The sequence below is a fragment of the Sanguibacteroides sp. AM78-02pH3A genome (genome assembly GCF_027666085.1).
GTDB classification, from domain to species: Bacteria; Bacteroidota; Bacteroidia; order Bacteroidales; family Marinifilaceae; genus Gabonibacter; species Gabonibacter massiliensis.
In genome coordinates this window covers 329,117-342,450 of record NZ_JAQEHX010000004.1, presented here as the reverse complement: position 1 = coordinate 342,450, position 13,334 = coordinate 329,117, and the positions used below count along the sequence as shown (strand labels likewise).

Genomic DNA, 13,334 nt, shown 5'->3' with positions numbered 1-13,334 from the left:
AAGGTCAGTATCCTAAACGCTCAAGAACTTTTTCGGAAGACTCTAACGGCTTATTCTTCTGTCGGTTCTCAAAATTTATATGATCTCTATAAAAAAGAATCGTTTCATCTGTTAAATTGGTGAAAAGTCCATCCACTAAATTTCTTTTGCCTACTCCTTCCAAAACATAGGTGCTCCCCAAATACTTCTTCATCTGTTCTTCCGTGTCAAAAGAGTAAGCATGTATTTGCATCCCCGAGTTAAAAACAAGAGCCGCCATCCACGGTTTTAACAAATCATCGTACCTGTTCGGCTCTCCCCCGATGCTGGGCCCCATGATCACGGCTCCCTGCTCGATTGCGTAATCGACCCACTTCGCATACGTTTCGGGGGCATCATTTTTCATATCATTTTCACCTAACCATAACAGTTGGCAGGTAGGAATCAAGCGGGGAAAAGCCTCCCGCAGTTTTCTCAAGGATTCCCGAGAAAAAGTCTGTAAAATCACCCGTGCCGGGGTATTGGCGATCCCGACCTTCCCTTCCGTTGTCGGAACGGATTTTAATGAATCCCTATCGACGGCATACCATCCCAACCGCTCCAATTCATTTCGCAAATCCCGTTCTATTCCGGGAAACAAGCGAGGTTCTTTGGTCTCCGGATAGATTCCGGGACGATTCCCGTTATCTGCCGGATCTTTCTCGTACTGCATGATAATTTTTCCATTTTCTTTCCGGTAAAGACGCTTCCCGGTCGAATCCCGCAAAATTCGATTCCCCTCCGCAATACGGATTACATCTTCCAAGGTTAAGATATCCAATCCGGAAAAACCTTTTCTTGCCCGTTCCGGACAGGCCTTATTAAACCAGCTCCCCGCATCCAGCGTCAATAACTCCTCTAAGGTAAATTCAGACACCGGAGCATCTTTCCGCTCCGGGAATTTTTCGGCTACATCCGTTGTCCGTTGCAAATCTTCATCGTGCAAGGCTAACAAATACCCGTCTTTTGTCCGTTGTATATCACACTCCAAATAGTCACCTCCCGTATTCCGGGCCCAACGCATGGCTGCCTCCGTCTCTTCCGGGGCCCAATAGGTCGTACCACGATGTGAAATAACAATATCACGGGGCAGATATGCCAATACCTCTTTCTGTTCTTCTGATAAGGAAGTAAAACCTTTCGATGCGGAAGAACAGGAAACAACGGGAGTAAATAAAACAAGCATAACCGATAACATTAGAAATAAATTCATCTTTATCCGAATTTGTTCCAAACAAAGATATTTTATTTTTACGAATCTCACTCACGTCAAGTTCAATCATCGTATAATTTATGATTCAGAACTTACAATCATTATTGTATAATCGAAACATCGAAATAGCACTTTTACCCCGTCCCAAAGTGCTAATAAGAAAGTGCCTTCTCGTAAAGAGAAGACACTAACCAACAAAAACACACCACAACTCTTTTATTGACAAATAATTACAAATTAATCAGATCTCTATTTAAACTAATCTCTTAATCACTAAATCCTTTAATCACAGCATCTCTTCATTCTTTAATCGTCAATCGCCGCCAATTTATTTTTTATAAACGCTTGCATCTGGGGGTTCTTCAATTGAATGGCTAAAAGATAGGCTTGATTGTAACACTCTTTTGCCTTTTCTTTATCTTTCAATATAAGGTAACAATCCCCCATGGTGGTAATCACCTGTCCCTGGTTATCCGGCCCAAGTTTATAACCTAACAATTTTTGTAACCATCGGATACATTGTTCGGCAGCATTTTCGGTAATTCTCCCTTGTGTAGGCCCCATCAGATTCATCACCGTTCCGTAGTATTCGTTCGGACCGGCATCCGCTCCCATCCGCTCCAAAAATGCATTTTTAATTTTCACGTAAGCATCCGGGTCTTTTTTAGCATAAATCTGGTAGAGGGCATCGGCCTCGCTCGTCAATACGTCATATACCGGAATCTTACGAGTTTTTACCAAGTCAAAAACCGATTTCAGATCTCCGTTTACCCGATTGATCTCCTCTTTATACCCCAAATCTCCTTTCATGGCCAGTTCATTGATTAAAGAACTTTCGTAAGTCACGATATAGTTAGCCAAGATCTCCAAGGGGATTACAGCCTTAAACTCCTCCATACGTTTTACGATAAGATTGAAAACGTTATTATTTTTTTCTATCTTCTGATTGTAGGCGGTCATAATCCTGAAATCTTCGGTATTAATCAAATCCGCAGGATCTTTAACTTTTACATAGGAATCAAACAACTTTTCCACCCGACTTTTCCATAACTCGGCCTCTTTTCCTTGCTTCCCCCGTACAAAATCCGGAGCTTCCAACAAAATGGATTGTTGAACGGTCAGATCGCTTTTGTTCTTTTTATACTGTTCCCACAAGGCTTCAAAAACAGGAGCTTCACCCAGGGCCACCTTTGCATCATGCAACAAACGAGCTGCCGGTATCAATCCCATCACCCGTTTTAACTCGTTACCTTCTTTATCCAGAAAAACCATAGTCGGCATCCCCGTGATCTTGTATTTTTTAGCCAACTCTTTCTCTTTATCCACATCTATTTTACAGGAAACGAAACGGGTATTGAAATAATCACCCAATTTCTTATCCGGGAACACCTCGGCCGACAATTGCTTACACGGGCCGCACCAGGTTGCCATAAAATCGACAAAAATGGCCTTATTTTCTTTCTGGGCCTTTATTAAAGCGGCATCCAAGCCTCCATCTATAAATTCAATACCTTGCCCGAAGGTTGATACGGCCAGAAAAACAACTACCGCCGTCAAATAACATCTTATCCATTTCATTCTTTTGTTTTTTTGCGTATATGATGCTGTCCGTCAATTTTGCAAACAGCATCATACAGATTGTTAGTATTCAAAATATTAAGGCTCGACGACAAAGGTAAAGGCGTTATTTACTACCTGAGTATAACCGGGATTGGTTAACCGTACGGAAACCACGTAACGCCCCGGAACAGCATCATTATCGATAGGAAATAGCATCGTACCGGCTCCCCGGATCGACAAATTTTCTTTAAAATAACGAATAGCTTCCTCTCCAGCGGTCGAAGTCACATTCTCGATCGAAAAAACGATCAACTCGGTACCTTCGTACCCTTGCATAGCCAAACTAACCCAAGGAGCCCGACTTTCAATACGAATAGAATCCAATTTCGGGTCCAATGTTTTGCGGATCACCATGGTATCCGGAAGATATCCGGCATCTTCCGTTAGAAGGTAGCCGATCGTTTTCTGGTGACAACTGCATGTCAGGAGCAACAAGGCACTCCCTATGATTAACTTCATCCTCATATCTCTTTTCCATTTAAATTAAAATTACATATCTCCTAAAGTAAAACCGTAATATAGAGAGTGCACCACGCAATGATCCGGTTCTATATTGCTGGAGGCTATAAAAATACGTTTCCAACTGTAAATCGTGAATCCCTGTATCTGCTTCGCTCCTTTTTCCGGCAAACCGCCATACGTACCGCGGATCGTAAACAACCATACGGTCTGGCCGCTTAGCGTCGTGTAATCATCTCCTCCGGTTCCCACTCCTATAGGTTCTCCCCGCTCCGTGGGGCGTCCCGCCGGAATATCGTCCAAATAGATCTTTCCTTTAAGTAAATGCTTCAATAACACGTCTTCACACCATTGCGGATCCAAATCGGATACCTGCTTATACCCGTTTTGTATTAAATACCGGCGAATGGAGTGATTGGTCGGACCTAAAAAAGTGATCTCCGGAAACTCCGGGTCTTTTCCTTCGAAAATACGAACCATACGAGGTCCTGCACGACGAACTAAAAGTACCGTGGAATCCCAATCATAAGCATTCGCTTCCATGTACTCCAACAGGCTTCCGTTAAAACGCCCGTTACTCAATCCCGTGTCGATATAGTTGTCTTTCAGGCAGGAAGCCATCAATACAACGACACTTATTAATCCTAATAAACGATATATTTTTTTCATAATTTATTATTGTATCAATTTATTCCAGTACGTATTCTGTCGCATCAAATTATTGTTCACGAAAGCTCCGCCAAACACGGGATAATAAAGTGCGCCGTCTTTCAACTCTTCATCCGTCAACCTTCTATACGCTCCCGATAACTCCCGTCGCACGTAATCCCAACCGTTTCGTACCGCATCATAATAGCGATGATCCTCAAAAATCAGCTCTTTTTCCCGCTCTTTGAAAACAGCATATTGTAAATCTCCTTCCGCAACCGAATAGTCGTGATTTCGATTTCCGTATGCCCGTTCCCGTATCCGGTTCAAATCTTCGGCCCCACCGGCTTTTCCCTGCCGAGCCTTACATTCAGCCCTTAACAATATGATATCGGCCAATCTCCAGATTACCTTATTCATATCCAACCCGCTGAATACCGGTTCGGCCTCATAATCATTCTGTTTGTAATAGGGAGTACGAAATTTATTTACGAATGCCTTTTCGATCATTCTGTTGTCATACAATCGAATGATATCGGACGGCAAGGTATCCACGGAAGAGGTATCGTTCGGTATCGAATCCTGGGGCCAATCCGTTGAATCTTGCGAACCGCCAGTCGTATCCGAAGCCCGGGCAAGCACCCGGTATTTTCCCCCTAATGAAGCTAAATTAATTTTAAAGAAAGGCCTTTCGTTTAGATATTCTTCCCCCGAATAATGTGCTTCGATTTTGCCGTCAACACGTTTCAAATAAATCGTATCGGCATCCAATGCCCAAAACCAACTATCACGGCGTAAATCTTCCCAATCATACATATCGTTCACGGTCGTTTTAAAAATTTCCGCATAAAAAACCCAATTCGGTTCAGTCTCCCGATCCAAACGAACCGGCCAGCCGACATACTGCGTACCGAAATAGGGAGCACGGTTGATTTCTTCCTGTACGGAACGGAATATCTCAAAAATACTCTCTTTGCTGTCACGATACATCGTTTTCTCCGCCACGAGTTCGGGATTCGACTCCAAATCATAAAAACCAACCTTTCCGTCAATGATCATGGAACAGTACTCTTCCGCTTTTTTCCAATATTCCGGTTCGTTTAAAACTCCCGCCCGCCAGGCACAAATATGAGCCAATAAAGCGGCGACAGCTCCCTTCGATCCGTATTGTTTCAAAGTACGGGAATTTCCGGCATAATCCTTCAACTCTTCAAAAATCGGCAAATCCATGGCTTTCAATGCTAACTCTTCGGCTTCCTTCAGTACCTCCGCAACCGAACTTTTAGCCAACGGGGTATATTTTTCTCCCCTGATAATAGGCACCTCACCCCAATCCCGTGCCAGAAAAAAATAACAGAGTGCTTTCGCAAAATAGCATTGTAACAAATAAGGTTTTAATTTATCTTGCGAAAACGGGAAACGATGTGCGTTATTCAGTATTAAATCCGCCTTATCGATCGCGTAGTAAAAAGAAGTCCATACAGAATTTTTATAAGTATCCGGACGCAAATTCAAAGCATTGTAATAATCCGAGAAACTGGTAGTATCCATAATTGCTCCCGCAACCGCATGAAATCCGGGACCACCTAACAAACAGGTTCTTACCTGATCCATCAGGGCATTTAACAAAAATTCCGCATCCTGTTCCGAATCAAAATAATTGTTGAAGGTGACGGAATTTTCCGGTCTCACGTCTAACATCCCCGTGCACCCCCAACAGCAAGAGAGCACGATCAATCCGATCCCTATGTATTTTTTCATCATGTATTAAAAATTAAGCGTTAAACCTAAAGTCCATTTACGAGGCAAAGGATAAGCCATCCCGCCATCCAATCCGCTATAAACATCCACCACTTCCGGATTTCCCCCGGAGTAATTACTCCAGTAAAACAGATTTTCGCCGGTAGCAAAAAAGCGGGCCCCGGAAAAACCGATCTTTTCCATCACCTTTTTAGGCATATTATATCCTATGGTCAACTGCTTTAAGCTAAGCAAATTCACCCGCTCTATTTTAGAACGTACCTGGGGATAATACGGACGACCTATCGCCGGCATATCCGTTTGATCACCTTCTTTTTGCCAGAAGGTCAGTTTCCTTACATCCGCAAACACGGGGCCATCCGTACCCGACAAAGAAGCATTTCGCATGTTAATCATTTTCCGTCCCAAAGAGTAATTAAATAGAATATTCAGATCGAAATCTTTATAGGTTAACTCGTTTACCCATCCTCCATATACTAAAGGCAAAGCCGATCCCAAATAATACATATCCTTCGGCTGTATATCGTAATCTCCGCTCGCATCCGATATCCGTTGGGTTCCGAGTAAACCGCTGACACCCGTGAAAGCTCCGACGCCACCTAAAAACAATTTATTTCCTTTGATGTCTGTATAAACGGGCACCTCTCCCTCGTTTTGGTAATATCCCGTATCGTTAAAAGCATAAATAGATCCCAAGGGACGTCCGATTACAAAACCGTTATATCCTCCCCCGATATCTTTACCGGTATAAGTCTTTTCCAAACGACTCCAATCTCTGGAAACATTCAGCTTCATACGCCATCCCAATTTACTGGATCGCAAAATATGCGCTAACAACTCCAATTCGATTCCCTCGTTGGAGACTTCCATCGCATTCTCATCCCGATCTTCCGCACCCCACAAAGTTCCGGGAAGTCTCACCTTGTACAATAGGGAGCTGGTATATTTAAAATAGTAATCCATCTTTACGCTCAACCTATAATCAAACATGTCCAAATCCAAGCCGATGTTATATTGACTGGATTTTTCCCAAGTCAAATTAGGACTGACGGGCTTACTTTGAATTACGGAAGGATTACCGTTAAAAGAAGCACCTGCCACAAATAAACCGTAAGCCATATACTCACTCGTGAATATTTGTCCGGAAGTCCCGTAACTGCCGCGCAGTTTCCCCCAGTTTAACCAATAGGCCCACCGCATAAAAGGTTCTTCCGAAAAGGCCCATCCCAGAGCAAAAGAGGGGAAATTGGCCCAACGGTGATTCTCTCCGAAAGTGGAAGATCCGTCCCGACGAAAACCGATCTCGACCAAGTAACGTTGTTTGTAATTATACCCTAAACGTCCGAAATAACTGACCATGGTCTTTTCCCTGAAATCCGAATTATAGGAAGTCGTTGCTCTCCAATCGGGATTTGTTTCGGTTCCGTAATTGAATATAGGATTATAAGGAGGTGAATAATAATAGATCTTATCACTAGGCCCCCGCTTCCCAAAACCGGCGATCAGAAATTGTTGCTCTTTGTTTACGTTCAATCCTATTAAAAGATCGAAATTATGAGCCTCGTTGATGCTCTCTCTCCAATGCAGCAACTCTTCCGTTTCCAACCGAACCGCTCTCCCGATCGAGCCATCCGACATGTTCTCTTTCTCATCCGGATTCAGCACGGAAGGTTTAAACTGATTTTTATTTCCCTGGGCATAATCCACGCTTCCGGAAGCCGACAAGGTTATCCCTTTCCAAGCGTTATACTGTACCGACATGCTGGCCATAGCCCGGTAATCATCTGTTCTGTCTCTCTGGAGATTGATATTTTTCAACAGTTCATCCTCCGCCAACCCATCGTTCGGAAGAGTCGTACTCTGTTTCGACGGATCTACGGTAATTCCCTCGTACCTTCTCGTTCCTCCCATCCCGTCATCCCTGCTGATACTACGATCCACGTAGGAAAGCATCACCCGGGCATCCACCCGTATTTTTTTCGTCGGTTGGGTTTGCAGATTGATCAACATGTTGGCCCGCGAATAGTCGGAATTCAGCATGATTCCTTTTTCGTCGTACCATCCGGCCCCGATCATATACTGAAACCGTTCCGATCCGCCGGAAACCTGTAAATTGGCATTGACTACTTTTGCAGTACGGAAAATATGTTTCCACCAATTGGTCGAATTATTATAAAACGGATTCAAACTATCCTGCAATACGGGGTTACCCAAAAGATCCGGTCTACCGTCTACCCACCATCCGTCATAAGTTCCTCCGCTTAAATACACCGATTCGTAAGAAGAAGGATAGTACGTCAATTGTTTATTCCAATCATAACCGGTTGCCAGCCTATTTCTCATTACCTGATTACGAAACCATCGCTCCATACGACCGCCTATCTGTAACGGATACTCCTGTACCTGAGAAACAGAATAAGAGATATTCGCCGCAAATTTGGTCGTACCGGCCTTCCCTTTTTTAGTCGTGATCAAGATGACCCCATTACCGGCCCGGGAACCATAGATAGAGGCGGCAGCAGCATCTTTCAACACCTCCACGGATTCAATCATGGCCGGATCCAAATCGGCCAACGTATTCGTTCCCGTAACGGGTGAAACAAAGGAGTGCATCGGGACCCCATCGACGACCCACAAAGGTTGTCCGTCACTGGCCCCGTCGACCAACAAAGAATTAAATCCCCGCACGGCAATAACCGAAGCACTGCCCGGTGCTCCAGATTGTTGAATGATATTGACTCCCGCCAAACGTCCTTGCAACATATTCACGATACTGGCCGTCGGCAATTCTTTCATCTCCTCAGCCTTCACGGAAGAGATCGCCCCTATGACCTCCCTTTTGTTCTGCGTTCCGTAAGCCCGAACCACCACTTCTTCCAAGGCTGCCACATCCTCTTCCATAACAACGCGAAGCGTATCGGTTTTTTCAGTGAAATCGACTTTCTGTTTCTTATAACCGATAAAAGAGAACTCCAACGTTCCTTTCAAAACGGGTAAGGTGATGGCAAACCACCCCTTCGTATCCGTCGACGTTCCCAAACTCGTACCGAGGAGTCTTACCGTCACTCCCGGCAAAAATTCCTCCTTTTTATCCCGTACCCACCCCCGGATCGTAACCGACTTTTTTTCATCTTTCACAACAGCCTTGATAACAAACACTCCTTCAATTTGCTCGTAACCGAAGGCCGTACCCGACAAAACCCGTCGCAACGCATCTTCAACAGGTACATCTTTCAAAACGATATCCTTACAGGTAACTCCGCGAAGACCGCTCACGTTATAGAGAATCCTTACTCCCGTTTGATCCTTAATCCGGGTCAATACTTCGATCAACGTGGAAGACTTTACATCGAGGGTTACGGTCTCGTGTTGGGAATAGACGGCAGCCGATGTCGAAATCGTCAACCATACCATCAGAATAAGACTCATTTTCATCACTAAAATTGTTTTTTTCCATTTAGCCGGCAATTTCCATCGGTCCGGTAAATTTTTTTTCATAAATTTGTCATTCATGTTACATGTTTTTAAGATATGTAATAAAGGAGGATGCGAAACAAAGTTGGTAGCTTGGGATTCGTATCCTCTGTTTTTTATTTTTTCCCGACCTTTATCCTATTTCCGACCCATTCGAAACGCACGTTCGCTCCGGCCTCGAAAAACCGAAAAAAGGTTTCGATGCGACTGTATTTATCCAAATTTCCACTAAACACCAGCTGTTTTAATTGCTCATCCTCAAACACGATGTCGACATCATACCAGCGAGACAAGGTTTTCACTATCTCCTCCAAAGTTTCATTTTCAAAAGAGAGCAAATTCTGCCTCCACGACACATAGTTTTGAACCTTCACTTTACGAATGTCCGCTACACTTTCTCCCTCCCTATAACTCAACTGTTCGGCAGGAACAAGCTTTACCTCCCCGATCCGTTCGCTTGAAAAAGAGATGGCACCCTCGACCAAGGTAGCGGCAATCCGGTGCTCTTCCCCGTAACACTTCAAATTGAACCGAGTCCCATACACTCGCACCTCCCCGATACCCGTTTTCACGATAAATGGTGAAGTCGAATCGGAAACCACTTCGAAAAAAGCCTCTCCTGTTAACTCAACCACCCGCTGATTCCCGGTAAAAACGACAGGATAGCGAAGACGGGTATCCGCATTCATCCATACCTGTGTTCCATCAACCAAGGTAACATAATACTCTCCTCCCCGGGGAACATACAAGCTATTATAAGAATGGGCATCTATTTCCGTCAAACGAGGGATTTCCCCGTAAACGACCCCTGTCGAATCAACGACGACGGAGACCCCTCCTTTTTCATTGAATTGATAAAAACTCTTACCCAACTCTACGCAATCCCCTCCGGACAGAGTTAAAACGGCCTTTCTCTCCCCAGGTTTTACCGGAGAATAGAACCGCTGTTCCGCCCGTCTCAACGCTGACCTCTTTTTTTCGGGCACGGAAACCAACGCCAGTACACCTAAAACAATAAAACAAGCAGCAGCAACACTTCCGACAATTACGCGTTTCATATACCTTTTTTTCGACCGGACTTTTAAATTACGACAGGCTTTCCTGTAATCATACCGTTGTCTTGCCGCGTATTCTCTTTCAAAAAATTTCCGAACCTTCAAATGTTCCGCAACATCCCGAACATTATCAGGATAGTTTTCCTCTGCTTTATGCTCTCTCAATCGGTCTATCAAGCAACCGACGATTCGTATAGAGTTGGCATGTATATCTTCCCATTTCATCTCAAAATGACTTAAATTGTACCAACAAACACGCCGAACCCAAAAACGGGTGACAAAAAATCAAAAAAAATAATTTATTATTTTGGAATCAGAAGAGATAATTGTTCGTAACGTTTCTTAATCTTGCAAATAACAAAAGGAGAACGGATGTAAAAACTTTTCCCATATGCTCCCGAATGACCTGGTAAGCCCTCTTCTTTTGTGTTTTCACCGTATTTTCGCTAATAGATAATCTCTCCGCAATTTCTCTCACGGTAGCTCCCTCCAAAGCACCGAACAAAATTTCCTTTTGTTGGCCCGAAAGCAGAGACAACACCTCGTAAAAACGGGAAACAGTCTCTTCCTCCAACGCCATCTCCTTCCCTTTTTCCTCATCGACGATCTGTCGGTCGACCCATATTCTATGAATCGCATCAGACGACTTTTTATCCCGGATATAATTTAACGCCCCGTTATACGTGAAACGATACATATAAGTAGTAATCGCCTTTATATTCGAAAAACCAAAAGAGGAATTCCACAATTTGATAAAACCGTTTTGAACAATATCCTCGGCCGCAACCGAATCTCCGGTAAGTTTAGCGGCATAACTGCATAAAGGAGCATAATAATAACGATACAACTCTTCCCAAGCCGCATCCTCCTTATGATTTACTCCATGCAAAAATTGAAGGTTATCGATCATTGTTTTACCGCTATAGGGCAAAAATAAAAAAAAATCGAATGCTATTTATAAAAATAGACGAATAAAACACCAAACAAGTCGAATATTAGAACAATCTAATAAAAAAGATTATTTTACATATCCCTTCAAAACCAATTTTAATGAAGCATGCCGGGGATCGTTACAGATCACGGTGATGGTTTTACGCTGCATTCCGCATCTGCCTTCTGAATCAAAAACAACATTCATTCTTACGTTTTCACCCGGAGAGATTATCCTTTTTTCCGGAACGGCTGCCGTACACCCGCAAGTCGTTTCTATTTTACGTATAATCAAATCTTTATCTCCTTCGTTTCTCAACACGAAGGTAGCCTCAACCTTTTCGCCTTGGACGATAGTATCAAAATCGACCTCCTTTTTATCCGCTACAATTTTAGGTAGTGACAATTTCCCTGTCGACACCGTATCAAAATGTTCGATCACATTAGCCTCAAGCGAAACTCCCTGATTCGGATCTACCAGCACTCCATCGATTGAAAAACGTAAAAAGGTAAAAAAATACCCCAATTGACTATCTTTTGTCATTTGTACAACGACAAGCAAGGTATCCTGCCCCCGTGCCGCAATTTCCGCATCACCCGACTGCCATTCCTGAAGAGTTCCTCCCGACATCCTACATTGCACTCCCGCGGTATATCCCCATCCCCCCAAACGGATCGTCTTCTCCGTGGGATTACGGACAATAACCGTATCCCGGTACTCCTCGTTCCAATAGATATCTCCCAGTTCCAGTTTATCCGTACTGAAACACAATTTGCCGACCGGACTTACACAGGCAGGACGTTTCCCCGAAGAACAAGCCGTTAATCCGGCGAATATTACCACTAAAACAAAAACAAAATTTCTCATACCGAAATAAGGTTACCCGACAAATATAAGATTTTACCCTAACACTCAACGTAATTTATGGCGATTAAAATGCGGTCCGGCTTTAAATTGGAAAAATAAAAGAGAAAGAACCGTCAGACAGGTACCGAAGAAATAGGCATGACTAAAACCTCTAAAAGCCTGAGCGATAGAACCACCACACATTAATCCGACTCCAATACCCACATCCCAACTGGTCAAATAGGTGGAAGTAGCCGTTCCCCGTTGATTATTAGGTGCCAAATTAACGAACAGGGTATTGAAGGCCGGAAACATCGTCCCAAACGACACCCCTTGCATAAAAGCAATAAAGAAAAACAGTCCAGAAGTCGCCCGGGCATTCCATTTCATCATCTCTTCGCAGGCAGCCAAGGCAAAAAGACTTATACCGGCCAAGTACATTCCTAATAAAATAACCTGTGTAATCCGACCCTTGTCTACCTGTTTTCCTGAAAAAATCCGGGAAACAGCCAAACCGACCGCCATAAAAGTAAAATAGAGTCCCGAATTACCTTGAATGCCGATCTCTTCGGCATACATGGCCACGTAACTGGTTGTCATACCGTAAGGAATAGAAAGCAATAGAAGTGAAATCCCGGCAGGCAGTCCTTTTACTAAAAAGAAACGATCGAGAGAAAGAGGCTCCCGTTTAACCGGCTGTTTATAGGGAGTTTTAACCAAACCCGCCATCACAAAACCTAATCCTCCGGAAATCAGAGAGCAGGCAAAAATAACCTCATAAGGACAATGACCATGCATAAATAACCCGACCATAGGCCCAAAACTCATGGCGATATTATTGGCCAGACCGTAATAACCTAATCCCTCCCCCCTCCGGGAAGAAGGAAGAATATCAATAACGATCGTATTACCCGCCACCGAAACCATGCCGAAAGCCAGACCGTGAATAATCCGGAGTAAAATGAAAAGAAAGAGAGCGGTCGCTATCATATATCCCCCGAAAATCAAGGTAAAAATAAAATATGACAACAGATATAAAGGTTTACGACTAAACGTATCCAGCATATACCCTGAAAAAGGACGAATAGTCAAACAGGCTATCGTGTAACAGGATAAAATAAAACCGATCATGGATTTGCCAGCCATAAACTCCTCTCTCAAATAGAACGGCAACACGGGCAATAGCAAATAGAATGCAAAAAACAGCAAAAAATTAGCAGCAAGGATATGACAGAACCCTGCTGAAAAAAGCTTATCTCTTACCATAAAAACCCTTTAATTACAAACCAATATCTTCAACATTTTTATC

Annotated in this window: 10 protein-coding genes; all 10 read right to left on the bottom strand. The window is 43.5% G+C overall.

The genetic code is table 11. The annotated features are described in order from the left end of the window. Positions 1–4: 4 nt before the first annotated feature. Complete coding sequence (locus tag PGR74_RS08625) at positions 5–1,231, bottom strand: glycerophosphodiester phosphodiesterase family protein (RefSeq protein ID WP_052649429.1); 1,227 nt, start codon at positions 1,229–1,231, stop codon at positions 5–7. A gap of 306 nt (positions 1,232–1,537) precedes the next feature. Then, positions 1,538–2,809, bottom strand: a complete 1,272-nt coding sequence (locus PGR74_RS08620) for a thioredoxin family protein (RefSeq protein WP_041501997.1) — start codon at positions 2,807–2,809, stop codon at positions 1,538–1,540. A gap of 78 nt (positions 2,810–2,887) precedes the next feature. After that, complete coding sequence (locus PGR74_RS08615) at positions 2,888–3,316, bottom strand: hypothetical protein (protein WP_041501998.1); 429 nt, start codon at positions 3,314–3,316, stop codon at positions 2,888–2,890. Between the two features lie 24 nt (positions 3,317–3,340). Further along, a complete protein-coding gene (locus PGR74_RS08610; RefSeq protein WP_041501999.1) occupies positions 3,341–3,979 on the bottom strand; it encodes a lipoprotein in 639 nt (212 codons plus the stop codon). A 6-nt stretch (positions 3,980–3,985) separates the two neighbouring features. After that, the gene (locus PGR74_RS08605; RefSeq protein WP_052649428.1) at positions 3,986–5,722 is read right to left on the bottom strand and encodes a RagB/SusD family nutrient uptake outer membrane protein; all 1,737 of its coding nucleotides are present in this window, start codon (positions 5,720–5,722) and stop codon (positions 3,986–3,988) included. 3 nt (positions 5,723–5,725) lie between these two features. After that, entirely contained in the window at positions 5,726–9,217 is a 3,492-nt protein-coding gene (locus PGR74_RS08600; protein WP_041505453.1) for a SusC/RagA family TonB-linked outer membrane protein, read from the bottom strand. A 92-nt stretch (positions 9,218–9,309) separates the two neighbouring features. Beyond that, a complete protein-coding gene (locus tag PGR74_RS08595) occupies positions 9,310–10,473 on the bottom strand; it encodes a FecR family protein (RefSeq protein WP_052634317.1) in 1,164 nt (387 codons plus the stop codon). A gap of 88 nt (positions 10,474–10,561) precedes the next feature. Beyond that, entirely contained in the window at positions 10,562–11,158 is a 597-nt protein-coding gene (locus PGR74_RS08590) for an RNA polymerase sigma factor (protein ID WP_052634319.1), read from the bottom strand. A 108-nt stretch (positions 11,159–11,266) separates the two neighbouring features. After that, entirely contained in the window at positions 11,267–12,046 is a 780-nt protein-coding gene (locus PGR74_RS08585; RefSeq protein ID WP_052634321.1) for a DUF1573 domain-containing protein, read from the bottom strand. Positions 12,047–12,091: 45 nt separating this feature from the next. After that, positions 12,092–13,291: an MFS transporter gene (locus tag PGR74_RS08580; protein WP_041502000.1), complete on the bottom strand. Its 1,200-nt coding sequence runs from the start codon at positions 13,289–13,291 to the stop codon at positions 12,092–12,094. Between the last annotated feature and the right edge of the window lie 43 nt (positions 13,292–13,334).

What these genes read in the sequence shown, in the direction of transcription:
- PGR74_RS08625 (WP_052649429.1), bottom strand. Translation starts at nt 1,231, where the DNA reads ATGAATTTATTTCTAATGTTATCGGTTATGCTTGTTTTATTTACTCCC.
- PGR74_RS08620 (WP_041501997.1), bottom strand. Translation starts at nt 2,809, where the DNA reads ATGAAATGGATAAGATGTTATTTGACGGCGGTAGTTGTTTTTCTGGCC.
- PGR74_RS08615 (WP_041501998.1), bottom strand. Translation starts at nt 3,316, where the DNA reads ATGAGGATGAAGTTAATCATAGGGAGTGCCTTGTTGCTCCTGACATGC.
- PGR74_RS08610 (WP_041501999.1), bottom strand. Translation starts at nt 3,979, where the DNA reads ATGAAAAAAATATATCGTTTATTAGGATTAATAAGTGTCGTTGTATTG.
- PGR74_RS08605 (WP_052649428.1), bottom strand. Translation starts at nt 5,722, where the DNA reads ATGATGAAAAAATACATAGGGATCGGATTGATCGTGCTCTCTTGCTGT.
- PGR74_RS08600 (WP_041505453.1), bottom strand. Translation starts at nt 9,217, where the DNA reads ATGAAAAAAAATTTACCGGACCGATGGAAATTGCCGGCTAAATGGAAA.
- PGR74_RS08595 (WP_052634317.1), bottom strand. Translation starts at nt 10,473, where the DNA reads ATGAAATGGGAAGATATACATGCCAACTCTATACGAATCGTCGGTTGC.
- PGR74_RS08590 (WP_052634319.1), bottom strand. Translation starts at nt 11,158, where the DNA reads ATGATCGATAACCTTCAATTTTTGCATGGAGTAAATCATAAGGAGGAT.
- PGR74_RS08585 (WP_052634321.1), bottom strand. Translation starts at nt 12,046, where the DNA reads ATGAGAAATTTTGTTTTTGTTTTAGTGGTAATATTCGCCGGATTAACG.
- PGR74_RS08580 (WP_041502000.1), bottom strand. Translation starts at nt 13,291, where the DNA reads ATGGTAAGAGATAAGCTTTTTTCAGCAGGGTTCTGTCATATCCTTGCT.